General features: G+C 40.2%; 25 protein-coding genes and 4 pseudogenes. 8 read left to right on the top strand and 21 right to left on the bottom strand.

The genetic code is table 11. The features are described 5' to 3' along the window. Window positions 1–371: 371 nt before the first annotated feature. The gene (pdaB, locus tag LC033_RS13375; RefSeq protein ID WP_226569229.1) at window positions 372–1,136 is read left to right on the top strand and encodes a polysaccharide deacetylase family sporulation protein PdaB; all 765 of its coding nucleotides are present in this window, start codon (window positions 372–374) and stop codon (window positions 1,134–1,136) included. Here the strand turns inward: pdaB and LC033_RS13370 are convergent. Further along, the gene (locus LC033_RS13370) at window positions 1,129–1,731 is read right to left on the bottom strand and encodes a KinB-signaling pathway activation protein (RefSeq protein WP_226569226.1); all 603 of its coding nucleotides are present in this window, start codon (window positions 1,729–1,731) and stop codon (window positions 1,129–1,131) included. The genes pdaB and LC033_RS13370 overlap by 8 nt on opposite strands. A gap of 90 nt (window positions 1,732–1,821) precedes the next feature. Here LC033_RS13370 and gerD point away from each other — a divergent pair, with 90 nt between their 5' ends. Further along, on the top strand, window positions 1,822–2,409 hold the full coding sequence (gerD, locus tag LC033_RS13365; protein WP_226569224.1) for a spore germination lipoprotein GerD: 588 nt from the start codon (window positions 1,822–1,824) through the stop codon (window positions 2,407–2,409). A gap of 37 nt (window positions 2,410–2,446) precedes the next feature. Here the strand turns inward: gerD and salA are convergent, their stop codons facing one another. From salA to LC033_RS13335, 6 genes and pseudogenes are all read right to left on the bottom strand, one after another. Next, window positions 2,447–3,505 (bottom strand): iron-sulfur carrier protein/transcriptional regulator SalA, encoded by a 1,059-nt coding sequence (gene salA, locus LC033_RS13360; protein ID WP_226569222.1) that lies wholly within the window; start codon window positions 3,503–3,505, stop codon window positions 2,447–2,449. Window positions 3,506–3,608: 103 nt separating this feature from the next. Next, a complete protein-coding gene (gene cwlD, locus LC033_RS13355) occupies window positions 3,609–4,322 on the bottom strand; it encodes an N-acetylmuramoyl-L-alanine amidase CwlD (RefSeq protein ID WP_226569220.1) in 714 nt (237 codons plus the stop codon). A 58-nt stretch (window positions 4,323–4,380) separates the two neighbouring features. Continuing rightward, the gene (locus tag LC033_RS13350; RefSeq protein ID WP_226569218.1) at window positions 4,381–4,824 is read right to left on the bottom strand and encodes a YbaK family protein; all 444 of its coding nucleotides are present in this window, start codon (window positions 4,822–4,824) and stop codon (window positions 4,381–4,383) included. A 583-nt stretch (window positions 4,825–5,407) separates the two neighbouring features. Beyond that, window positions 5,408–6,049 carry a hypothetical protein gene (locus LC033_RS13345; RefSeq protein WP_226569216.1) on the bottom strand — a complete coding sequence of 214 codons (642 nt, stop codon included), beginning with the start codon at window positions 6,047–6,049 and terminating at the stop codon, window positions 5,408–5,410. Beyond that, window positions 6,015–6,467 (bottom strand): serine hydrolase, encoded by a 453-nt coding sequence (locus tag LC033_RS13340; protein WP_226569214.1) that lies wholly within the window; start codon window positions 6,465–6,467, stop codon window positions 6,015–6,017. Before LC033_RS13340 ends, LC033_RS13345 begins: the two co-directional genes overlap by 35 nt. Window positions 6,468–6,624: 157 nt before the next feature. After that, window positions 6,625–6,802: pseudogene (locus LC033_RS13335) on the bottom strand (ATP-binding protein); the annotation flags it as partial. A 244-nt stretch (window positions 6,803–7,046) separates the two neighbouring features. Between LC033_RS13335 and LC033_RS13330 the strand changes: the two are divergent. Further along, window positions 7,047–8,170 (top strand): IS3 family transposase gene (locus tag LC033_RS13330; RefSeq protein ID WP_226569212.1). Its coding sequence is split into 2 segments (ribosomal slippage): window positions 7,047–7,296 and window positions 7,296–8,170, totalling 1,125 coding nucleotides; the frame shifts between segments, so codons are not numbered across the junction. Window positions 8,171–8,660: 490 nt separating this feature from the next. On the opposite strand, the gene LC033_RS13325 is transcribed toward LC033_RS13330, so the two are convergent. From LC033_RS13325 to LC033_RS13310, 4 genes and pseudogenes are all read right to left on the bottom strand, one after another. Further along, a complete protein-coding gene (locus LC033_RS13325) occupies window positions 8,661–8,915 on the bottom strand; it encodes a hypothetical protein (protein WP_226569210.1) in 255 nt (84 codons plus the stop codon). 238 nt (window positions 8,916–9,153) lie between these two features. Further along, complete coding sequence (locus LC033_RS13320; RefSeq protein ID WP_226569208.1) at window positions 9,154–9,300, bottom strand: GH32 C-terminal domain-containing protein; 147 nt, start codon at window positions 9,298–9,300, stop codon at window positions 9,154–9,156. A 352-nt stretch (window positions 9,301–9,652) separates the two neighbouring features. Further along, window positions 9,653–10,439, bottom strand: a pseudogene (locus LC033_RS13315) (PRD domain-containing protein). A 59-nt stretch (window positions 10,440–10,498) separates the two neighbouring features. Next, entirely contained in the window at window positions 10,499–10,819 is a 321-nt protein-coding gene (locus LC033_RS13310; protein ID WP_226569206.1) for a hypothetical protein, read from the bottom strand. A 450-nt stretch (window positions 10,820–11,269) separates the two neighbouring features. Between LC033_RS13310 and LC033_RS13305 the strand changes: the two genes are divergently transcribed. Then, window positions 11,270–13,696 carry a S8 family peptidase gene (locus LC033_RS13305; RefSeq protein WP_226569204.1) on the top strand — a complete coding sequence of 809 codons (2,427 nt, stop codon included), beginning with the start codon at window positions 11,270–11,272 and terminating at the stop codon, window positions 13,694–13,696. A gap of 183 nt (window positions 13,697–13,879) precedes the next feature. On the opposite strand, the pseudogene LC033_RS17105 reads toward LC033_RS13305, so the two are convergent. The 3 genes and pseudogenes from LC033_RS17105 to rodA form a co-directional block, all read right to left on the bottom strand. Further along, window positions 13,880–14,162: pseudogene (locus LC033_RS17105) on the bottom strand (LLM class flavin-dependent oxidoreductase); the annotation flags it as partial. A gap of 26 nt (window positions 14,163–14,188) precedes the next feature. Further along, window positions 14,189–14,938, bottom strand: a complete 750-nt coding sequence (gene nfsA / locus LC033_RS13300) for an oxygen-insensitive NADPH nitroreductase (protein ID WP_226569202.1) — start codon at window positions 14,936–14,938, stop codon at window positions 14,189–14,191. 108 nt (window positions 14,939–15,046) lie between these two features. Further along, the gene (gene rodA / locus LC033_RS13295) at window positions 15,047–16,258 is read right to left on the bottom strand and encodes a cell shape-determining peptidoglycan glycosyltransferase RodA (protein ID WP_226569200.1); all 1,212 of its coding nucleotides are present in this window, start codon (window positions 16,256–16,258) and stop codon (window positions 15,047–15,049) included. Window positions 16,259–16,744: 486 nt separating this feature from the next. Between rodA and LC033_RS13290 the strand changes: the two genes are divergently transcribed. Next, window positions 16,745–17,008: a spore morphogenesis/germination protein YwcE gene (locus LC033_RS13290; RefSeq protein ID WP_226569198.1), complete on the top strand. Its 264-nt coding sequence runs from the start codon at window positions 16,745–16,747 to the stop codon at window positions 17,006–17,008. A 78-nt stretch (window positions 17,009–17,086) separates the two neighbouring features. Here the strand turns inward: LC033_RS13290 and qoxD are convergent, their stop codons facing one another. The 7 genes and pseudogenes from qoxD to LC033_RS13255 all read right to left on the bottom strand — a co-directional run bounded on the left by qoxD (window position 17,087) and on the right by LC033_RS13255 (window position 23,358). Further along, window positions 17,087–17,467, bottom strand: coding sequence for a cytochrome aa3 quinol oxidase subunit IV (gene qoxD / locus LC033_RS13285; RefSeq protein ID WP_226569196.1), 381 nt, complete (start codon window positions 17,465–17,467; stop codon window positions 17,087–17,089). Window position 17,468: 1 nt separating this feature from the next. Then, the gene (gene qoxC / locus LC033_RS13280; protein ID WP_095409857.1) at window positions 17,469–18,086 is read right to left on the bottom strand and encodes a cytochrome aa3 quinol oxidase subunit III; all 618 of its coding nucleotides are present in this window, start codon (window positions 18,084–18,086) and stop codon (window positions 17,469–17,471) included. Continuing rightward, window positions 18,086–20,044 (bottom strand): cytochrome aa3 quinol oxidase subunit I, encoded by a 1,959-nt coding sequence (gene qoxB / locus LC033_RS13275; RefSeq protein ID WP_226569194.1) that lies wholly within the window; start codon window positions 20,042–20,044, stop codon window positions 18,086–18,088. Before qoxB ends, qoxC begins: the two co-directional genes overlap by 1 nt. A 27-nt stretch (window positions 20,045–20,071) precedes the next feature. Further along, window positions 20,072–21,028, bottom strand: a complete 957-nt coding sequence (qoxA, locus tag LC033_RS13270) for a cytochrome aa3 quinol oxidase subunit II (protein WP_226569233.1) — start codon at window positions 21,026–21,028, stop codon at window positions 20,072–20,074. 753 nt (window positions 21,029–21,781) lie between these two features. Then, a complete protein-coding gene (locus tag LC033_RS13265) occupies window positions 21,782–21,925 on the bottom strand; it encodes a hypothetical protein (RefSeq protein WP_226569192.1) in 144 nt (47 codons plus the stop codon). Window positions 21,926–22,186: 261 nt separating this feature from the next. Then, a pseudogene (galE, locus tag LC033_RS13260) lies at window positions 22,187–23,173 on the bottom strand (UDP-glucose 4-epimerase GalE); the annotation flags it as partial. Then, on the bottom strand, window positions 23,173–23,358 hold the full coding sequence (locus tag LC033_RS13255) for a hypothetical protein (protein WP_226569188.1): 186 nt from the start codon (window positions 23,356–23,358) through the stop codon (window positions 23,173–23,175). The gene LC033_RS13255 and the pseudogene galE, both read right to left, overlap by 1 nt. A 236-nt stretch (window positions 23,359–23,594) precedes the next feature. Between LC033_RS13255 and LC033_RS13250 the strand changes: the two genes are divergently transcribed. The 3 genes from LC033_RS13250 to LC033_RS17345 form a co-directional block, all read left to right on the top strand. Further along, a complete protein-coding gene (locus tag LC033_RS13250; RefSeq protein WP_226569186.1) occupies window positions 23,595–23,873 on the top strand; it encodes a hypothetical protein in 279 nt (92 codons plus the stop codon). 12 nt (window positions 23,874–23,885) lie between these two features. Then, entirely contained in the window at window positions 23,886–24,440 is a 555-nt protein-coding gene (locus LC033_RS13245; RefSeq protein ID WP_226569184.1) for a helix-turn-helix domain-containing protein, read from the top strand. Window positions 24,441–24,509: 69 nt separating this feature from the next. After that, a partial coding sequence (locus tag LC033_RS17345) for a transposase (RefSeq protein ID WP_226569231.1) occupies window positions 24,510–24,657 on the top strand: 148 nt, incomplete at its 3' end.

The following is a 24,657-nucleotide window of genomic DNA, read 5'->3' as shown; positions in this document are numbered from 1 at the left end:
CAAAACCGAAGTTCTGTTTTTCGTCAGTTTGACTGACTACCTATGAAGTATCATAGGATTTTTTTATAATAACTCGAATTAACAGGTACGTTTTGTCTTGTTTAGTTTTCAAAGATCATCTTAGCCGTTCTTAGCGGCTTTAATAATATAACATTTGGCTTCATCTTATGTCAATAACTTTTTTCAAGTTTATTTCCCGAAGCGTTTTGTGTTTGTCACTGTGTCAGCGACGATTAATAATTTATCACGAAAACATTCTATCAGTCAACGTCTTTTTAAAACTTTTATTGAAATAGTTTTATTGTGCATGACAATCCCTTGTCCCGCATACAATCAAGTAACAATCTTTGGACAAGGCAGGAGTGTTTGAATTGAGTAGATTATATGTGTTACCTATTAAACGGCTAAAGCAAGTTGGCTTTATTCTTGTAGCGGCCCTTGCAGCTGCAAGCTTTTTTTATGTACAAAAGGTACCGCCGCTGTCTGTATTTAAAACCGAACATGGACCACGAGCGATTTATAAAGGAGAGACCTCATCAAAAAATGCCTCCCTTACTTTTAATATTGGATGGGGTGATGAGAAGGCTGTTCCTATTTTAAATGTCCTTCGAGAGTACGATATAAAGAACGCTACTTTCTTTCTGTCTGCTTCTTGGGCTGAGCGTCATCCTGATATCGTGAAACGGATTAGAGAGGACGGCCATCAAATTGGCAGCCTTGGCTATGCATATAAAAATTATAGCCAGCTTGAAGAAAAGGAAATAAAGCGAGATCTTGTCCGAGCACAAAATACCTTTCAAAAGCTTGGACTAGATGACATTCAACTATTAAGACCGCCAACTGGAAAATTTAACGAAACAGTATTGAAAATTGCAACACAGTACGGCTATACCGTTGTACATTACAGCATCAACTCACAGGATTGGCTGAACCCGGGCGTGGAACAGATTGTTCAAAATGTAAATGATCGAATAAAAAGCGGAGACATCATTCTCCTTCACGCCTCAGATTCAGCAACCCAAACCGCTAAGGCCTTACCAGCGATCTTGAAACACTTAAAAGAAAAGAATTTAAAAAATGTCACGGTTGGCGAGCTGATTTCTAATACAAAAACAAAATCAACTGAGGTTAAGTAGCTTTTGTCTTTGAAAACCGCGGCATAGCTAACAGCTGAAACGCATTACAGCCTAATAGCGGGAAAAGCATTAAATACAGCCAGTCCTCTTCATTGACTCTGAGCGCCGGGAACCATTCTAACGACGTGATGACGACCATAAGAAACATTGCGGAAATGTATGTTTTCTTTGAGGACTGCTGCTGTTTAAAATAAGCCACGATCAATGCAAACACACCAATAAAGACAGGTAGCCACAAGTATGGAAAAAATGATTCATTCTCCGCGAAAAACAAAAATCGCAAATAAGCTAAATCAAACAGCACAAAAATCACAAGAAACAGCTGAATGGTATTCCATAAAGAATGTGATCGGAAAATCTCAAGTGCAAACCGGTGCACTGTTAAGAAAACAACGAACCCCATCTGACTAATCACACTAAAGATCATCCCCACACCAATGAACCAAAATAACACTGACCCAATCTCTAGAATGTCAAACGATACAAACAGCTTCTGATATTTCCCCCACTCCAGCGCAAAACCTACCAAGCTTGTAATGACCGCTCCAACAGCCAACACAGAGAAGAAAAAACGAACTAAATCCCGACTTTTCATTGAATTGATCCAACCCCTATTTTTGTTATGTATAAATTCACGTGAAACATTCATATTAAAAGTAAGACATGTAACGAAAGGAGCCACAGTATGTCAAAAGGCATCTTGCGTATAATGAGCTGTTTTCTTCTTTTATCACTAACAGCTTGTGCTCCCAAAACCCAATCCTCATCTAATATGGACTATGACGAAACGAAGAAAATGGTCGTGGATATTTTAAAAACAGATGACGGTAAAAAGGCCATTCAACAGTTATTAAATGACGAGGCAATGAATGAAGCTTTGGTAATGGATGAACAAACTGTGAAAAAAACAATAGAGAAAACACTGACTTCTGATAAAGGCAAAGAGTTCTGGAAGAAAGTCTTTGAGGATTCTAAATTTGCCGAGACTTTCGCAAAATCTATGCAACCACAGCATGAAAAGATGTTAAAACAGTTAATGAAGGACCCTGACTATCAACAGCTAATGATGGATATTCTCAAAGATCCTGAGATGGAAAAGAAATATGGTGAACTAGTCAAAAGCAAAGAGTTCAGAAAGCACTTAGAAACAGTCATTACAGAAACATTAAGCAGCCCTCTTTATAAGAAGAAATTCGAAGATGAGCTGAAAAAGGCAGCGACTAAAAGCAGCAGTGGTTCCAACGATCAAGAAAGCGAAGGAAGCAGCAGTTAAAAATAACCGAGTGGCATAAGGTCCACTCGGGCTTTCATTATGCTATCACTGCTAATTGTTTAATGACTTGATTGGCAATGTGTTGATAGACTTCTCCTGTTGGATGACTCGCATCATAGACGGAAGGCGCAAAATCATCTTCATTCCAATCAGGCTGTCTTAAAGGAATTTGGCCAAGGACCGATACTCGCAGCTCTTCAGCTAGCTTGTCACCGCCGCCTTTTCCAAAGACATATTCCTTTTCACCTGTTTTTTTAATCTCGTAATAGCTCATATTCTCAACAACCCCAAGCACCTCGTGATCTGTTTGCAGTGCCATTGCACCTGCTCTCGCAGCAACGAAGGCAGCCGTAGGATGCGGTGTTGTAACAATGATCTCCTTACAGCTTGGAAGCATTGTATGAATATCGAGCGCTACATCTCCCGTTCCAGGCGGAAGGTCTAATAGTAAGTAATCTAATTCTCCCCACTCGACTTCGTGGAAGAAGTTATTTAGCATTTTACCAAGCATCGGCCCTCTCCAAATGACCGGTGCATTTTCTTCAACAAAAAAGCCCATTGAAATCACTTTGACGCCAAAGCGTTCCACAGGTATAATTTTTTCCCCTTTCACTGTTGGTCTGACAGTGATTCCCATCATATCCGGTACACTAAAGCCGTAAATATCAGCATCAATCAGTCCGACTTTTTTCCCAAGACGAGCTAATGCCACAGCAAGGTTAACGGAAACGGTTGATTTTCCAACGCCACCCTTCCCACTCGCAATCGCTAAGAACTCAGGCGGTTTTTTAGAGTTGAGCAGGTTTTCTTCCTCTTCTTGTGATGGCATAAACTTTTCAAGCGTTTCCTGAGGCAGTTCTTCAAAACGAAGTCCTACTGTATTAGCACCCGCTGCTTTTAAGGCTTGTACGATACCTTGCTGCAGCTTCATCTGCTCAGCAGTGCCGGTTTTGGCAATGGCCACCTTTAAGCTCACATGCTCTTTTTCAGGCTTTAGGCTGATTTGCTTGATGGCATCTAGCTCACCAAGTGGTATATGAAGGAAAGGTTCTTCCATCTTCCCAACTAGTTTTCTCACATCATCTTGTCCGATCATAGCAGAACCTCACCCTTTATTGAATTCGTTTACACTCCAAGTATATCATACATATCCTTACAATGTCTGTCCTGTTTTCCTGCGATCAAAAGGAAAAAGCCCTTTATTCAGGCGGCTCTTTTTGCTCTGTTAAATATCTTAGAATTCCTTTATAAATGGAGGCGGCAATTTGATCCTGATACTTAGGTGTTGCCAACTGACTCGCCTCTTTCGGGTTGGAGAGAAATCCGATCTCCACAAGAGCTCCTGGCTTTGTGACATTTTGCATTAAATAAATGCCATTGATCCGCTTCGCCTTTCGATCTGTGTTTTCAAGGTTGCTGCGCAATTCATCTTGAATGAACTTCGCTGCCTTTTCATTTTCTTCATACTTTCCGTAAAAGAACGTCTGCGCTCCGCTCCATTTGTTCGATGGAATCGCATTTAAATGAATGCTTAAATAGAGATCCGCTTCCGACTCATTGATTACTTTTACACGGTTTCTCAAATCCTCCGCTTTCTTTCGGGCATAACCCTTTGTATTCTTTGATGATAAATCAGAGTCATCCTCCCGGGTCATGAGAACAAGCGCTCCCTGCTCCTGCAAATAGTCTCTTATCTTCATGGACACATCCAGTGCAATCTCTTTTTCGAGCAGCTCTCCTCCTACGGCCCCGCCATCTGGACCGCCGTGACCCGGATCTAAATAGATGATCTTTCCACTAAGAGGCAAATTCCACGATTTCCACGAATCATCATTTAGAAACTGAAATCTGAATAAGAATAAGAGGACAATAAACCCGATTAAAAACCCTGTCCATTTCAGTTTTCTTTTCATCCCTGTCCCTCCCATACACCATTATTTTATAGATATGGGACAAGGGCTGGAAATATGCTTAGTGCAGTCGAAGCTTATGCCTTTTTTCTGATTCCCGAAAGCCTTCCTGCCACCACTTACTTAAAAATTCCTTCGCAAATGGATACAGACACGACATCTTACGCTCCATTCGGAACATATTCCCCCATGATTGCAAACACCCTGTCAACTCCTCAATCAGCTCATCATCCTCCTGGGATGAACGCTTCTTAATATCGTCGAACGATTCACCGTGCTTACTTAACTCACCGTATCTTCCACCGGCTAAAAAAGCTTCAATGGCGAAATCGATACAGCCATCACTCATAATCCCAGCTGGATCATCTGCAAATGGGAACAGCTTCCTCGTGAATTTCTCGGAAGCGACCGTCACCTGTTGAAGAGACAATGTACGCAACAGCTTCTTTTCAAGCGTGACATCTCGTTTTGTTTTCAATTGATAAAATGAAAGAACTTCTGCCATGGACTGAACTCCTTTTTTTCTTTGTATTGTTCGTTGCTTTGAACAAAACATGCAGTTCAGTAAATGGAAATGAAGTGATCAGTGATCTGTTGAAATGGACACTTGAATATAGAAATGGCAAAGGGGCAAAATGAAGAAATGGATGTATATATGTCCGCATGCATTAGTCAAGCCACCGAGAAAGAGAGAGCGACATTAAAGGGATAGAAGACATAGATAAAAATTCGTATCTTGGTGACAACTCAGCAATTTGCGACATTTTATCAGACCTTCCAGGGGGGTCATTCGTTAATTTGAAATCGTCAATTGACGCAAATGCACTTTTTATTCTTGTCGATAACATAGAATAAGTGACACTCAAGATGAACTCTAACGACGAGCCATCCGTCACGTTTAAAAGACAACAGCTAGAAAAGAAGCTGCCTCACTCATTTTGAGTCGTACAAAGAAAATACAAAACTTTGGCAGAAAGAGCTTGTAGATGGAATAGTGAAGTAAAAAGAAAAACGCCAAGCCTTGCACAAAACGTTTCCGATGGAGAAATAATAAAGAACAGAGGGATGTCGCCCCTCTGTTCTTTTGATTATGTAGTGAAAGATTGGATCAATTGTTGTCGAAAGGTTCGATCCATCGCTATCGTCACCATAAATTCATTAAATACTTCTCCAATCCAGTGCGAATTTTTCGCTTTCGGATCATTGATAAAAAGAGAAATGGACATTGACGAAGTATCCGTTTTTCGATATAAAGCCGCTGTGAAGACAAACAATGTTGAACCCCCTTTATACCAAAAATATTGATCTGCTTCCGTCATCACTGTTTCTCCGAGCACAATTTGGCTAAAAAGACGCTTTTCTTCTGTTGTTAACAGCTCATCCTGCAGACGTTTCATAAAATGTGCATATTGATTGGTTGTAGACCTTGTCATCTTTTGCGTCAGTAATGATTGAATACGCCAGCTTAATAAGTTCTTTTTCGTCATTTTTTCTTCTAACGCCTTTTTATGCTCTGGGTCATTTTTCATGATATTGAAAATCTCAATCATCAGAGATTTGTATTGTTCATGGGATACACCGCTCATTTGCTTGAATGCATCCCGCCGATGATCAGATACATAGGATGACCACAAAAGCTTTGGCGTCAGCGGCATGAGTTCATCATGTTCTGTAAGACCTGCTTGTTTCAGTCGATCAATAAAATAATCCGTACAAGCATTTGAACTCACTTGCATCATTCCTTTTGCTACATCTTGCTACATCTAGCAAAGACACATGTTCAGAAAAATCATTGACTTCCAGCCAGTATTTATGTGCACCGCCATCTGTTCTATCAATATAAAACCGCTCTACATCAGACAATGCCACTTTTTCTTCTAGCTTGATGCCGCTGGATACAGCTTTAACAAAATGAAATAAAACCACTAATTTCACCGTACTTGCAAGTGGCGTTTTTTGATCAGCATTCCATTCTAACACCACATCATCATTTTCAATGATTGTCACTGATACGTCCTTATTGTTTTTTGTGACAAATGTCAAAAGATCTTCCTTCGTTTTCTTCATATCTCTTTTATACAGCAAGACTTGAACCACCACGTAAAGTATGACCACACCTAAGACAACTAGACCGATTTTGAGTAACATGTTTCTCCTTTCCAAACAACTGAGGATTTATATATTAAATATAACAAATATTTCAAATAAAAGCACAAAAAAGCAAAGATGTTTGAATCCCTTTGCTTCAGAGAAGATGCAGCTGTAGACGTCAAGTTGAATTTTACACTTTTTGCTCGTTTCCCTTTTACACTTCTGCTGAAAATATGCTCGTCCTGGTTCTCATACGATAACTTTCCTCATTCTCTCCGCCATGAATAACCTCTACTCGGTGTAATAAACGATCTAAAATTGCTGTCGTGACCAATTAAATTTCCCCATTCCTCTGGACTTTTATTAGATGTTAGGATAACTGAACTTCGTTCATCAGACCGTAGACAAACCCCACCTTTACTTCAAGTAAAAGTGGGGTTTGTCTACGTCTGAGAGGGGAACTTATACTAAGTTCCCTCTTTTTTTGCTTAAAACAAAAAACGGATATGATATCTCCTATATTTAATAACTACTAGATGATGAAACTGAAAAACTTGTGAATCGGCTACACTGAGTTAGACATATAAATTAAGGTCAGATAGACTTGTTTAAAACCTTATACAAGGAGCGTCTACTATGACCAAACGAACACGCCGTACGTTTACAAAAGAATTTAAGCAACAAATGGGTCAATTACACGAGAACGGTAAGCCCAGAAGCGAGATTATTAAAGAGTATGAACTAACCCCGTCTTCATTGGATCGGTGGATCAGTCAGTTTACGAAGAGTGGCTCATTCAAAGAAAAAGATAATCGATCATCTGAAGAAACAGAGCTCATGAAGCTACGTAAAGAAAACCAACGCCTAGCCATGGAGAATGATATTTTAAAGCAAGCCGCGCTGATCATGGGACGAAAGTAAATGTAATTCACAATAATCGTCACAAATACTCGGTATCAGCAATGTGCGACGTCCTACATCTCCCAAGAAGTACCTTCTATTATGAAGCAAAAACAGTCGAATCAAATGACGATGAACTGGAAGAAGTCATCCGAGACATCTTTTACGAAAACCGTCAAAACTATGGGACACGCAAAATCAAAATTGAACTTAGAAAGCGAGACTGGATTGTATCCATAAGAAAGATTGGCCGTATGATGAACAAGCTTGGCCTTGTTTCAAAATATACAATCGCTCAATTCAAACCTACGAAAAGCTCGTGCAATGAGTCTGAGCAGACGAACGAATTGAACCGAGAATTCCATCAGGATCAAGAGTTGAAAGTCGTGATTAGTGATTTGACGTGTGTCCGTGTGGGTCAAAAATGGCACTACATCTGTGTTTTTGTGGATCTCTTTAATCGCGAAATAATTGGTTTCAGTGCTGGCCCGCGAAAGGATGCGAAGCTTGTCTATCGGGCTTTTTCTTCTATTAAAGGAAACCTGAATGATATTGAGTTATTTCACACAGACCGTGGCAATGAGTTTAAGAATAAATTGATGGATGAGGCCTTAAAAACCTTTCAAATCAAACGCTCCTTAAGCTTCAAAGGGTCACCTTATGATAATGCCGTCGCTGAAGCGATGTTTAAGGTTATTAAAACTGAATTTGTGAATCATGCCCATTTTGAAAAACAAGCACAACTAGATATTGAACTTTTTGATTATGTGCACTGGTACAACCACATCAGAATCCATGGGACTTTGGGCTATTTAAGTCTAGTTGAATACAAGTCTAGGAACCTTAAAAAAGCTGTCTAGTTTAGTGTTGACAATCCAAAAACTACTACCTTAGTAAAGAGACCTTATATAAAATGCCACAACCCAAAAGTTAGAGTAAACAAACTAACTTTTGGGGGTAAAACCAGCAACTGGCTACTGAGGGGAACATAACCATATAATGGAAAAACGAATTCAAGGTATCTAATGAGATTCCTTTTTTTTATTTTTAGAAACAAAGAAATGTCATTTATATAAAGTTCCGTTTTTTAAATTAGAGTTAGAACTTCGTATGTTTTTGATGTTTCCTTCCCATAACCTCTATGATTGCTACACTCATAAGTATATAAAAGTACTGACTCTATCAATTCTAGGATTTTTTTGAAAGGTGATGTCGAGAATGAAACACCAAGGGCAACAGCATGAACTGAAAGCCTAAATAAACAGGACTCAAATCATTGTCTTCTTGTGTTATTTCTTTTCTCCTGTATTTAAGCTAAGACATATCTACATCACTCGCAATCTGGCTTTACTACTTTTGCTGATCCGATTCTTTCGCCATTTTTCGAATAAAGGCTTCAATGGATTCAACAAATAAGGCATATTCTTTCATTTGTTTATACGTATCTGACAGCTTCTCTTTTAATTCTTCCTGCTCTAAAGAAGGTTCACCGAGAATAGATTGGACTTGAATCAGCATTTCTTTATATTCTTCACGTTTATCTTCAACATGATCTGCCATTGTCTTCAAGCGTTTTCTAGTCGTCGGTTGCTGTTTTGAATTCAAGTAAACAACCCCTTTTTGTCCTACCGCATTTGAATAAACGTCAGCCTCAGCTGTATATATTTTAAAATGATACCATAATTCAACCTGGTATCATATATGCAAAACGTCATCAAACCGCTTCTCACCACCTGAGGCAACCCTTGATTCTACGCTCTATAGGCTCTAAGATACAGGCTGATCTCACTAGAAAGAAGCAGATCAACGACCTGCTTCTTTTTGTAAATGCCATGTCTTCAGTTTAGGCTTTGCTACTAATCGAGATTGATTTATTTCCCGGGGAAGGAAAATTACATGTGGTAAATACTTCTCGGCCTCCGTTTACAAAAATCTCAATCGATGAAGCATCGATAAAATTATGAAGGTCCTGTAATTCCTCTATTTCCACTTCACGAATTTCTTGATTAATCTTCGAATCGATCTCTCTAATTTCTATTTTAAATGATACGGGCAGCCGCACAAATATAGCAATACAGGAATGGATTGAACAGAATGCTTAATATGAAATACATGCTCTTGTTCATTGTCCACATCGTTTGAAGATCACTTACTTGCTTTTGAATAAGCATATATATCCAAAATCCCCTAATCCGCTTTTTCCACTGCTTGTTATGATGCCCTGAATTGTCCAATTGTCTAACGCATCAGAGGTAAGACCGGTCTCAACCTTTTTATATTTTGACCCATATACACTAAGAAGAGTCGTATGCATAAAAAAAAGCCTGCGAACAGGCACAACATTAAACCAATTCGGCATCCTGCAGACGCTGGACATGCAGCGTGATGTAGCCGATCTCCGATTCAGGGAGATGAAGTCCATATTGATTTTTTAACACATCAGCGAGTCCAAGCGCACACTGGTAAGCCAAATCATACTTTGTTTGGATAAAAATCAGCATGTCATCATCCATGATTTGAAATGCTTCATTCAATTCCAACCTGCCTAATGCATACCTCAAATGTGTCACAAGCCGCTGATAGGAAATGCTATCCTCATCAATCGAGGCTCAAAATAGCTTTCAATATGCTCGATCATTTCTTTGATCATCGTTGTGTATTTGACCGCCTTCTTCATGGACTCCATATTCATTTGGCCGTATGAATATGAAGTGCCACATATCCTGCCTCATCGTCCGGCAGTTCAACCCCAACGCTCCTGTACATAACGAATGGCATACTTTCCAATTTCTTATTCTGCTTATATAAGACTTTGATCTCACCAAGCAATTTATTATATGCGAAGGATAAATGGTCTGTCAGTGATATGTGGATATGATCACTGAGCGGCATCATGATTTCACCCTCTGCATAGCTGATCATCTGCCACCTCAATATGCGCTTCCGGCAATGTCGCAAGAATTTGTTTGAATTTCTCATTTTCCTCACGAACTACAAATATTTTCTCTAATTTTTGAACGGGAACGACGTCATTTTTCCCTTCTGAAAAGCAATTCAGGGCACCATCACAATTTTCTCCTGATCTCCCTCCTTTACTCCCACTGCATTGTTATTCAATATATTATATATCTTTAAGGGGTATCCTCTCCCACAAGATAACGTTTCTTATGTGGGGTTTTTACCCTGTTTCACCTCTTCTGTAAAGGTAAGAGTGGACCAGCACGCGCCTCTCTCGTCGTCTTCTCATATCGCATTAACAGACTTTGATGAAACTCGATTTCCGCCCCGCACTTCTTCTTATTTCCCTCTGCCAGCTTCTCTTGCTGTCTCTCTTTCACTACTTGAAAGAATCCAACATCCACTATGGCCGCTTTAAACCCTTGCTGCTTCATCCTCACACCGGGATTCACAAGCACATTCATTATGAAACCAAACCATACACTCAACCAGTTCTTCCATCTCTTCACTGAACATCCCCCGCTTTTCTTAGAATCTAGCAACTCTAGCAAAACAACTGCTCCTATCATATCCCGAGAAAAAAGCGATGTTTGTCACAATCTGGGTGAAAAAACCAACTAGTTTTCAGAAGTTTTGTTGAAAAGTGCAGAAGTTCATCACGTTGCATGATGTTTCACTAAAAAATTATACACACACTATCACAAGGATAAGCACACCTTACCAATAGGGTTTATCCACATATCAACACCCTCTCACTAGATTTAGTGTATGTGATTTTGTTTGTTTTCCATATAAACATCTGAATAATCAAGTTATCAATAACTTACTGTGTGTGACTTTATAAACAAAATACTTCTTTATAACTTTGTAAAATAAGTCCATTTTAGTAAAGGAATTGTTTTCATCGTATTGAATACTTAATAACGGGCAGTGAATCTTTCCTATTTATTCACAAAAAGAAAGGCTATCTCCCTAAAAACTGCTAGAAAGGGGAAAATTAATTGAAAAAAGGAATCTCTCGTTCTTCTGTTCTATTGTTCTCCACTTTTTTTATTTTATCCACATTCTTTTCAGGGCAACACGCTACTGCCGCTCCATCTAACAAGCAGGTGGAACTGGAAAAAGCAGAAATCTTCGGTGAAATCAATGTCAACTCTAAAAAACACACCACTATCATTGTTGAATTAAAGAAAAAACCCTTAGTTGTATCCAAACAAGAAGGCGAAGCACAAACGAAAGCCTCTCTTAAAAGATCTCGAACAAAAGTAAAGAACGCAGCACTCAAAAAGGTAGATAAAGCGAGCGTTCGTCAAGAATATGAAAAGGTCTTCTCTGGTTTCTCTATGAAACTTCCTGCAAACGAAATCCCGAAGCTGCTCGCAGTTGACGGAGTAAAAGCAGTTTACCCGGATGTTACATATAAAACAGATGAAGTGAAAAAAGAAAGTGTTCAGCTCCCAAATGAGGATGTCTCTCCCCTTATGGATAAGAGCGCTCCATTTATCGGTGCACCAAAAGCATGGGATGCAGGCTATTCTGGAAAAGGGGTAAAAGTCGCTGTCATTGATACTGGAGTAGACTATACCCACCCTGATTTAAAAGGAAACTTCGGTTTATACAAAGGCTATGATTTTGTCGATCAAGATTATTCTCCACAAGAGACGCCTAAAGGAGACCCTAGAGGCCAATCCACAGATCACGGTACACACGTGGCAGGAACAATTGCGGCGAATGGACAAATTAAAGGTGTCGCAAAGGATGCCACCCTTCTTGCATATCGTGTACTCGGACCAGGTGGTTCTGGAACTACTGAAAATGTACTTGCTGGTATTGACCGAGCTGTCACTGATGGCGCAGATGTCATGAACCTATCTCTTGGAAACAGTGTCAATAACCCTGATTATGCTACAAGTATTGCACTGGATTGGGCCATGTCTGAAGGCGTTGTCGCTGTCACATCAAATGGGAACAGCGGTCCGAACAACTGGTCAGTCGGTTCTCCTGGTACGTCAAGAGATGCCATTTCTGTCGGAGCTACTCAGCTTCCGTACAGTCTATACAACGTGAAATTCCCTTCCTATTCTACTGCAAAAATCATGGGCTACTACCAAGAAAGTGATTTAAAAGCACTTGACCAAGAACAAGTCTCACTCGTCCAAGCGGGTATCGGTGACGAAAAAGCATTTGAAAACATCGATGTCAAAGGAAAGGTTGCGGTGATTGAACGCGGAACCATCGCCTTTGTTGATAAAGTGGAAAATGCAAAAGCCGCTGGTGCGATCGGCGTTGTAATGTATAACAATACCGATGGAGAAATTCCAGTTGATGTACCGGGTCTTGCTCTTCCTACGATTAAGCTTTCAAAAGCTGAGGGAACAGCACTCGTTAAAGCCATTAAGGCTGGAAATAATACAACGACTTTCTCCATTCAATTTGTCAAAGAACTACGTGAGCAAATAGCTGACTTCTCATCTCGCGGGCCTGTTGTGGATACGTGGATGATTAAGCCTGATCTATCAGCACCTGGTGTTAGCATTGTGAGTACAATCCCGACTCATGATCCTTCTCAGCCGTATGGATATGGCTCTAAGCAAGGAACAAGCATGGCATCTCCACATGTGGCAGGAGTAGCAGCGATTATTAAGCAAGCAAACCCTTCGTACTCTACTGAACAAATCAAAGCATTGCTAATGAATACAGCGGAAAAACTGTCTGACACAAATGGCAATCCATTCCCTCACAACACACAGGGAACAGGAAGTGTTCGAATCATCGAATCACTTCAAGCGTCTTCTATCGTTTCTGATGCCAGCTATTCTTACGGCACTTTCTTAAAAGAAAAGGGCATTCAAATCAAAACGAAGAAATTCAAAGTAGAAAACCTTTCAAGAACACCAAAAACCTATACCCTTGATTACAAGTTCGATGGCAACGGCATCAATCCAAACGGAACGAAAAAAATCACAGTGAAAGGTAATTCTACTAAATCTTTTACTTCCTCGGTACAAGTGAATTACGCAAAAACCAAAAAAGGAACGTACCAAGGCAGTATCACGATTCGCGAAAATGGCAGAAAGGTCACTGAAATTCCTACTTTACTGATTGTGAAAGAGCCTGATTACCCACGCGTCACTTCTGTTTCCGTAGAACCGGACAACCGTGCTGGAAGCTATGTCATTAGCAGCTATCTCCCTGGCGGTGCTGAAAATCTCGCATTCCTCGTCTATTCTACGGATGGAGAGTATTTAGGCGAAGCAGGTGTTTATCAACATGTTGATAAAGGAGAGCAGCGATTGAAATGGAATGGCACCATCAATCAAGGTCAAAAGCTAGAAGCTGGTGAATATACAATGCTTGCGTATGCGAGCCTGAAAGGAAAATCAGATACCGTTCAAACGAAAGAACCTTTCGAAATTTACCTTGAATAAATAAGAATCACATAAAAAGCCTTGTATGAGCGGATAAGCTCATCAAGGCTTTTCTATCATATATGGAGGAAAAAGAGATTGATGTTGATATTCTTATGGATTGTTTCTTTTTTACTACTGTTTTTCTGACGAACACCTTGATTACCTTTTTACACGCGAAACAGCCTCATCCTTTTCATCAAGCATGTCTTCTACCTGCTCAGGATATTGATCACCAAGGCGCTTTCGTTCTCCATGATGAGTGCAATGGAAGAGATCGGCATTCCTCCAGGAGCACGCCAAACCCAAGGTCTATTCTGTCCAGAGCTAATGCTTGGAGAACTCTGAAGTTCTCTGCAACTTTACAGACACCGAAGTGGGGAAGAATGATTCCGCCTGAGCCAATGCGTATGTGTGGCGTAACGGCTGATAAATGGCCGAGAAGCACCTCTGGACTCGATCCTGCAAGCCAGTTTGAAAAGTGATGCTATGATAGAAAGGGGGATGTCCTATTTATTTTCGATTAAAACCCTTCTCTTTGACAAATTCGCTAAGGTAGGCTCGTTTGGGATTGCTGAAGCGTCGAATCATCTGCTCAGACCAAGTATCTTTCCTTTCGCCGTTTGTTCGTTCTTCATAATATGCTGAAATGCGTTCATCGTATTCTTTTAAATAACGATCCACATGTGCTTCATCTTGCTCATATGAATTTTCATGATAAATCAGTTCAATTGGGAGCCGTTCCTTTTGTGATGATTGATTGGCTGGATGCCCTACAACTAGACCGAATAACGGAAGCACATAGGAAGGTGTTTCAAGTAATTCAGAGACTTCTTTCAGCTCATTACGCAGTCCGCCGATATAGCAGATGCCAAGTCCCATTGATTCTGCTGCTACACTGACATTTTGCGCAGCTAAAGCCGCATCAATCACACTAATAAGAAAAGCTTCCGTATTCTCAAGTGCTTCTTGATGGTTCTTCCCTGCTTTTTGAGCGATGTAATCGTGACGTTTCAGGTCTGCACAGAAGACAAAGAGTTGCCCATTCTTCTCAACATATGGCTGATTCCCTGCTAGTTCAGCAAGCTTGTCCTTTTTCTCCTGATCTGTTACACCAATGATGCTATACGCCTGCACATAGCTTGATGTCGAAGCAGCCTGTGCACTTTTCACAAGTAACAGCACCTCTTCCTTAGTCAGACGCTCGTCTGTAAACGAACGGATGGACCGATGATTTAATATGGTTTCTATCGTTTGGTTCAATTAGAAGACCTCCTTCACTCCTTCTATCATAAGACAAAGATAGATCGCCTTTCAAGAATTAGAACTGCACAAAAAAGACAGTCTGTGTTAGACTGCCCCTTCCCCATTTTATTTAAATAAATAACTTTGATATTTGGTTAATTGAACACTTGCATTATACGCAATACCGAATCCAATTAAAACAGATAAAATTGAGCTTCCCCCGAAGCTGATAAATAAGAGTGGAATCCCTGTTACAGGCATCACGCCTATGTTCATCCCTATATTCTGGAATGTATGGATCACAATCATTGCTGTATATCCTACACAGAAAAATGACGCAAATCGGCTATAAGGATGAATACGGTCGATCAGCACGACAAGCCGGTAGATCAGGAAGAAAAACATAATCACAACAAATGCACAGCCCACAAAGCCAAAGGCTTCTCCTATAATGGAGAAAATCATATCTGTTTGTGCTTCTGGGACATAGACTTTTAAATTTTTAATGCCATTTCCAAAAATTTGACCTGCACCAATGGCCATAATGGCTTGATCCACTTGATATTTATCAGACCCAGATGCATCCTGTGTCTGCGCTTGGTTGGCTGAACTAGAACTGTCAGGGAGCCAGGCCGTAATCCGGTTGATTTGGTATTGCTGAATTCCAATTTTTTGCGCGAAATCAGGGAATAGAATGATGACAGCTAACACCGCGGCAGCTAATAGCACAACCACTGAACCGATGAGAGAGATCAACTTCCAATTGATCCCTGACAAAAATACCATGACCATTACAATAAACATACATACTGCAGCCGTACCTGCATCCTGCAAAAAGATGAGTCCAACTGGTACAGCAGATACCCCGGCAATTTTTAATAGAAGAAAAATATCATCTTCTAATGTCCGTTTACCTCTAGGGGTTGCCTTCCCAATGACAGATGCGAGCATCATAATCAATCCAATTTTCATGAACTCTGAAGGCTGAAATGTTCCGATTCCCGGTAACACAAACCAACTTTTTGCACCATTTTTAATTGGCGCAAAGTCATGACCAGCAATTTGTGCAGGTGCGATTTTAAGAAGGATTAACAGCATAATGCCGCCTATAAAAATATATAAGCTCAGCTTTTCTAATTGCTCCAGGTCAAAGTAATTAATGGCTACAATACATATGACCCCGACCATGTAGTAAATGATCTGTCTGGTCCATGCATTAGATCCGTACTGCCCAAATTGACCTGCAGCATAAATGGCAATGACACTGATCGAAAAGAAGGCTAGAAATATAAAAATCAAATCTCCCTGATAGTAAGGAGATGTATTCTGCTTGTTCATGAACTAACCACCCTTATTACAAAACATAAAAGCCCTTATTTATATTAGCCTTATTCATATTAGATTGAAATTTTCACAAAAGCAACTCACCTTAAATATGACGGAAGATACATCCGAAAAGTTCCATTTCAATTTTCAAAAAATGAAATACTTTTCATTCTAAAAATGGGGAAAAACACCTTTCTCTCATTTCACCGATCACAAGTCCTTTAAAAAGATTATTTTACAGATTTCAAGGGGAAAATACAATGACTTATGTGATGATAGGACAAGCAAACATGAAGCCAGCATAAGGTAGACTGATGCATGAAGAAAAAACCATTTTCTGTGGAATAAGGCCTATTTTCCAATGGTTGGGTTTACTTCATAGTCAATTGTGGTATAATCATTGTAACAAAAAGTTCACAATATATCCTGAAAACAGACACAATTGCATCCTGACCTCTCATTTGATTTGAACATCAACTTACAAAGGAGTTGGATACGATGGATATGTTTTTTGCGTACCTATGTATTGCAACAGCTACACCCCTGTTTTTATGGCTAGAAAACAGAAAAATTGCATTGGCATCTATTCCACCCATTTTGATTATGTGGATTTTCTTCGGTCTTTACATGACAAGTAGTTTATCTCCAACAGGACATACCTTCATGATTGCGTTCTTTGCCATTAACGTGATTCTTGCTCATATTGCAGCGTTCCTCATCTATGGTCTTCCATTCATTCGCAAAAGACTCAGCAGCAGATAGATATCGCACCACCAATTGGAAGCGTTATACACAATCATTTTAAAAACCACTCATCTTTCATAGATGAGTGGTTTTTTATTAATGACCTGAATGCTCAGACTGTTTTGGCGCAGACGGTGAATATCCGTCTTTGCTGTTTTCACCGTGGTGGTAGTGAGCCGCGAAAATCCAAACAGATCCGATGACGAAGATAATTGCACAGAATAGGCCAAACAAGGTATTTCCGACTTGAACAGTCCCGTTCTCACTTTCTGTCATGTGCATAAACATGAATAGCTGCAAGAATGCTTGAATGAATGCAAAACCAAAGATAATCCATAGTTTTGCGGCACTGCCAATTTCAGCTCCAATGGCAATCCAAAATGCTAAGATTGTTAGCACAATGGATAAGATGAAGCCGACTACGTGTTTCCAAGGGAAGTGTTCGTGCTCTGCTGAGGAATGTGTTTTTCCAACCATATCACAAAAGCCCCCCTAATCCGATCAAGTACACAGCTGTGAAGATGAAAATCCATACAACATCAAGGAAATGCCAGTATAGACTTGAGATAAAGATCTTCGCTGCTGTTTGTGGAGTTAATCCACGTTTTTTAATTTGGAACAAGATACCGGTAATCCAGAAGATACCGATCGATACGTGTAATCCGTGAGTTCCTAAAAGGACAAAGAATGCAGACCAATACGCACTTGTATGGATGCTTGCACCCTCATGTACATAATGGAAGAATTCATAAATCTCAAAGCCAACGAAGCCAGCACCTAGAAGCAGTGTAAGAATCGTCCAAATGACAACTCCTTTTGTACTTCCACGGCGCATTTCATGAACGGCAATCCCACATGTAAATGAACTTACCAATAGCAAGAATGTCATGATTAATACAAGCTTCATATCAAATAGCTCAGCTGGTAAAACGCCACCAGCTGTTCTGCCATGAAGAACAAAATAGGTCGCAAAAAGTGTTGAGAACAACACGATTTCCGCACCAAGGAATATCCAGAAACCAAGGATGTTTAAACGTCCCGTTTCAGACTGATATTCAAGCGGTGCATTTGCATAGCTGCTATCATTATGTCCCATTACTCCTGCGCCTCCTTATTCTTTTTCTCTGTTTCAATCACTTCTTCAACAGGAATATAGTAGCCATCGTCATATTCGAATGAACGTAAAATCATTGTTGCGAATACACCGATTAAGCCGATTACGCCAATCCAGTACCATTCAAATACAAGACCGAATGCACCGATTCCGAAGAATACAGACATGATCAGTGGTCTGCCTGAATTGTGCGGCATGTGAATTTTTTTGAATTCTTTTTCAGGATGAACATCTACATTGTTTTGCTTCCAATGATGGAATGCATCTGGTGCTGTCACTTCTGGAAGTGCTGCAAAGTTATAATGCGGCGGAATGGCAGAAGACGTCGCCCAGTCAAGTGTACGTCCTTCTCCCCAGCTGTCTCCAGACACTTCACGTTTCGCATGTCTCCAGCTGTAGTAAATGTTATAGCAAAGGATGATGAATCCGATACCCATCATGAATGCACCAATTGTTGAAATAAAGTTTAGTGCAGTCCAACCATCCTCTGGTCCGTACGTATAAATTCGTCTTGGCATTCCTTGCAGTCCTAAGAAGTACTGCGGGAAGAAACAGATATTGAATCCGATCATGAATACCCAGAAGAACCATTTGCCGATTCTTTCGTTTAACTTGTAGCCAAACATTTTTGGATACCAGAAAACAAGACCAGCAAAGCAAGCAAATACAGTACCTGCGATTAATACATAGTGGAAGTGGGATACTAGGAAGTACGTGTTATGGTACTGGTAATCCGCAGCTGCCATCGCAAGCATAACCCCAGTTACACCACCGATCACGAAGTTCGGGATGAAACCAAGTGCCCAAAGCATTGGTGATGTAAAACTGATACGGCCTCGATACATCGTAAAGAGCCAGTTAAAGATTTTGACACCTGTTGGTACAGATATCGCCATTGTTGTGATCGAGAAGAATGAGTTAACCGCTGCACTGTTCCCCATTGTAAAGAAGTGGTGAACCCACACAATGAAGCTAAGAACAGAGATTGCCACAATCGATACTACCATCGCTTTGTAACCAAACAACTGCTTTCTTGAGAACGTCGCAAAGATTTCTGAGAAAATACCGAAAGCAGGTAAGATAACAATATATACCTCAGGATGTCCCCAAATCCAGAAAAGGTTCGCCCAAAGCATTGGCATACCGCCTGCTTCGAGAGTAAAGAATGCAGAACCGAATAAACGATCAAATGTCATAAGTGCTAAAGCAACTGTTAAAACAGGGAATGCGAAAACGATAATGACAGACGTAATCAATGTTGTCCATGTAAACATTGGCATACGCATAAGCGTCATACCTTTTGTACGCATTTTTAAGATGGTCACCATGAAGTTAATACCAGTCATCAGTGTACCAATACCTGCAATTTGGAGTCCGAGCAAGTAGTAGTTCTGTCCAGGTCCTGGTGAGAAGTCATTTCCGGCGAGCGGCATGTAACTAGTCCAGCCTGCACTTGGTGATCCTCCAATAACGAAGGAAATGTTGAACAGCATCGCTCCGACCATAAATGTCCAGAAGCTAAGGTTATTCAAATACGGAAATGCAACGTCACGTGCGCCAATTTGAAGAGGCACAACAACATTGATTAAACCAATTAAAAATGGCATCGCCATGAAGAGAATCATAATCGTACCATGTGTTGTAAAGATTTCATTATAGTGGTTGGAATCTAAAAACGTATTATTAGGAAGCGCCAGCTGTGCGCGCATCATCAGTCCGTCTACCCCACCGCGGAAGAACATAATCACAGCAGCAAGGATATACATGATCCCTAACTTTTTATGATCAACTGATGTTAACCATTCTTTCCAGAGCCATTTCCACTTTTTGAAGTAGGTTAAAACAAAAACAATGGCAATGGAAGTAAGAGCGATAGAAATTTGCGCACCAAGAATTAATGGGTCTCCAGTTACAAAAAACTCATCCCATTTTAAATGCATAACGGCCTCCTCCTTTCTTTAGTCAGTTTATTCTGTTTCTAGTTTTCTTTTATAGTTCTTCACATTCTCGAAAGGATCTGTTTTAGAATGCGGAGAAACTGATTGGTAACCTAAACGTTTGCGTGCTTGGAGTGCATATTCCGAATCTTCTCCATGCTTCGCAAAAGATAAGTGTGTTGATGAGAATGTCTGCACATCTGCACCATCAGGAAGCATCAAGTAATCATACGTTTTCTTGGTTAACTTTGGTGCTTCTTTTTTCGTTTTATTTACCCATTTATCATAGTCAGACTGCGTCATCGAATTGACTTTGAATTTTTGCTGAGCAAAGCCCTCGCCTGTGAAGTTGGCATTTCTTCCTTCGTATGTGCCTACTTTATCAGCTTGAAGATACTGTTCCATTTCCATTCCAGCCATCGCATATTTCTGCCCGCCTAGCCGAGGAATCCATAGTGATGCCATTGTATCAGCGGAAGTGATTTTGAATAAAATCGGCTGATCTTTTGGAATGTTTAAGTAGTTCACTGTTTCAATATTTTCCTCTGGGTAACTAAAAATCCATTTCCAATCAACTGCTGTAGCATAAACGACAAGTGGATCTTTATGACTTGTTGCTTTAGGTGCCTCTTCCAAAGAGTAAATTGTTTTTACTGTTGGAACTGAAAGGGCAGCAACGATTAATATTGGGATCACTGTCCAGACAACTTCTAAAAGCGTATTGCCGTGTAGGTCTGGATTATAAGAGGCGTTTCCAACGTCCTTACGCTCACGATATTTAACCAAAATGATGGTAAACAGTATAAATACCGCACCAACGATAAAGAGCATGAATCCGATAGATAAAAGGATTAAGTCTTTTTGTTGTGCTGCGACTGGTCCTTTAGGATCTAAAACAGCGATATTGCTGCAACCTCCTAATACAAAAACACTCAAGAGCATCGCTAATAAAAGCATAGGTTTAATGGCTCTGAACAAGAAGATCACCATCCTTCCTTAAATAATGTATAAATTGCTGAATATTTGTGAAAAGCCATCTGCCTTCGAAAACTTTTCTTCCATTTTTCATGCTATCAAAATCTGTAGGAGTTAGCTTCCCTTTTTTCAAAAGTTCATTTAATTTTCAACTGATTTCTATTAAAATGTCATAAATTCGACATAAATTTATATTATTGCATAAACAATAAATTTCTATAAATTTGAAAAGTTGAGATTAGAAGGTAAAGGGCATGCAATCAATAACTCTGTCAAATTAGGTTTACCACAATAAAAAAATTTGGTGGAATTTCAATTTAACTTAATAAAATTTTATCTAGGTGAATAATGCCAACATAGGTAACCCCACATTTAACAAAAATCTTACTCATTTTAACACAAGTTGACAAGAAAAAAGTATCGATCCTCAGCCTATGCGCTGTAAAAATTGGTAATGGCGATAAATGAGTGGAATTTCACTAAAGACTTCCAACAAAAAGCCGGCTTAACGCCGGCATTCTGCATTTATTCCTCCCTCACCAATATGTCAGTTCATCTATAAATGTTCCCTTCATGTTCGATGTTCATGTACGTCTACTTGCCCGTATAGGTTAAAAAGCGATTATTCTCTCTCTCTACTATGATCGTATCCTCTGATTTTTATCCAGGCAATGAAGGATTCCAGGTGAACACTTGATAACTGTAATGATCTCTCTAGTTACAAAGCCCGTTTTTACACGCTCCTTGGTATAGTTTTTTCGCTTTTTAAATCCGGATACCGTCGAGCTGTTTTTCTTCCATTTCCTGCATTTCATAGAACCAGCTTGTGGCGGCCTTTGGTCCTTCAAGATGACGTTTCTCTTCAAACATCGCATAGATGACACTTGAAGGCGCCACCAAACAGCCCATGATTTTTGCATCTAGTAAATCACGATTCGTATCTGCCCCTCAGGAATGAGACTACTGCCCATTCCAGCATTTGCATTAATATGTCTTCCACCTGAGACCGTTCTCGCTTCAGCGTCATCGAGTCCGAGTACCTCATGCAGTCGATTTCTCGTATAATCAATACCTAGTGGCGTTATAAGCTCCTTATCTATCCTGTATTGAATCAGTCTGTTCCATATTTCCGAAAATATCCATCTCCATTCCCTCTGTACCCCTCTTGCCTGCCTGGTAGCCTTCTGGATGTTTCTGAAACCAATGCCACGCGCTTTGAATGATTGTCTGGAGGTCTGCATATTGAGGCTTCCATCCCAATTCTTGCAGCGCCTTTTCAGAAGAAGCAATCAGCTTTGCCGGATCTCCCGCCCGTCTTTTTGCCACCTGTGCTGGGATGGCATGACCCGTCACTTCTCTTGCCGCTTCTACTACCTGCTTCACCGAAAAGCCTGTGCCATTCCCTAAGTTATACGTCGCACTTCCTTTTCCTTGACGCAGACGATCAACCGCTAAGATGTGCGCCTCAACTAAATCCATCACATGAATATAATCTCTAATGCAAGTGCCATCCTCTGTCTCATAATCATCCCCATAAATCATGATCTGATCACGTTTCCCTAAAGCTACTTGGAGAATAATTGGAATCAGATGTGTCTCTGGCTGATGATCTTCACCGACAAGCCCTTCTGTATGAGCACCAGCTACGTTAAAATAACGAAGTACAACGTATTCAATGCCATAAGCCTGCTCAGACCACTTCAACATTCTTTCAATCGCTAATTTCGTTTCTCCATAAGGATTCGTTGGGGTCGTCTCATCTATTTCAACGATTGGTACACGCTTTGGTTCTCCATATGTAGCTGCTGTTGAAGAAAACACGATGTTCTTCACATCAAATTCATTCATCACCTGAAGTAAAGCAGTTGCCCCTCCGACATTATTGTCATAGTACTTTAACGGTTCCTTTACACTCTCACCAACAAGTGAATCTGCAGCAAAGTGCATGACCGCTTCAATCTCATTCGTTTGAAAAACCTGTCTTAAAAAAGATTGATCTCTTAAATCTCCCTCTTCTAATACAGCTCCCTCTACAACAGCTTCTTTATGACCTGTCTGTAAATTATCAACAATCACCACTTGTTCTCCTTTAGCTAAAAGAGCCGCTACCGCATGACTGCCAATGAAACCTGCTCCTCCACAAACTAAAATTGTCATCAAAGTTCCTCCTTCGTTAATTCTCTTGTGCAGCCGCCAAAGCCCGCATCTGTCATAAGGAAACCAATCGTCCCAGGGTGACGCCAAGCGGTTTCTGCAAGTACATCTAGTTCAAGTCCAGTCACTTCATTATCATTATTTAAAGAAAGATGAGATACCTTCATGAGAGGGCCTAGTTCTACCATTTTATCATCTTTCAGAAAATATACTGCTTTCAGGGGCCGCTCGTAACGTATCGATCATATCCAATCCCCTTTTCTTTTCTGATAATCTTATTTTAGTGGCCTCAACTTCAGATGTTAGATGGTAAAAAACGTTAAAAGTACCCTTTTTTTGCTGCCAATGGTACGATGTGATATGAGGTGTACGATGGTTCAAAATAGAAAAAGGTTGTTTTTTGCTGTGAAGGGAGATTTCCGATTTGAAGAAGGAAGCATTTGCATTTCGTTTTCACCATTCTGATGTCACATTGCCGGCGCAAATATGGTCTGTTGGCTGGGAAGTTCAGTCATCTTCGTTATACAGCTGGAATGGCGTAGAGCGAAAGGATCAGGGCAAGTGCATCTTTCAACTCACACTGTCTGGACATGGCATGATTGAAATTGGACAGAAGCGTTTCAAAGTATTGCCGAGACAGGCCTTTCTGGTTAAATGCCCAAGTGCCTATCAATACTATTTTCCAGAAGGCAGTGACAATTAGGAATTTATGTATTTGATCCTTTACGGGGAAGCCTGCGATCTTTGCTTTGATCAATTTATGGATCAAGGAAAGCAGGTCATGCGTTTTCATCCAAATTCCAAACCGATCCGCCTGCTAAAGAAAATTTATGATGAAGCCAGTGAAAGACGGATCACCAATCCATTTGAGGGGTCTAGCCTTGCTTATCAATTTGTCATGGAACTTTATTCATATTTGCCAAAGCTTGAGAGACAAATGGAAAAATGGCCTGAGTCCATCGTCCAAGCGGCCTTGTTTGCAAGCCATCATTTTCATGAGGAAATCGGCCCTGACGATATGGCAGCTGCGGCATGTTTATCCAAAAGTCATTTTACGAGGGAATTCAAAAAGGCAACTGGCTTCACACCGATTCACTATTTAACCAATATTCGTTTAGAAAAGGCGGAAACTTTACTGAAAACAACGAAATATTCGATTGAAGAAATCGCCATACAGTGCGGCTACCTAAATGCGAATTACTTGAATAAAGTCTTTCGAAAGAAAATCGGCATGTCTCCGAAGCAACTGCGGGAAACTAGCGATGCATAATAAAAAGCAGCCGCATTTGAAGTGCACCCCAAATATTAGACACAGTCTAACATTTGGAGGTGCTTTTCTTTGGCTAAATTTACAATTGAAGATAAAATCAAAGCGGTAAAACGATACCTCATTGACCGTGGGAGCTTGCTTAGAATTGCAAAACAGATTGGCGTGAACAAAAGTATACTTCAATATTGGGTCAGAAAGTATCAATATCATGGCGAAA

This window comes from Bacillus stratosphericus, from assembly GCF_020524495.1.
In the GTDB taxonomy this organism is placed as follows: domain Bacteria; phylum Bacillota; class Bacilli; order Bacillales; family Bacillaceae; genus Bacillus; species Bacillus stratosphericus_B.
This window is presented reverse-complemented; position numbering and strand designations above follow the sequence as displayed.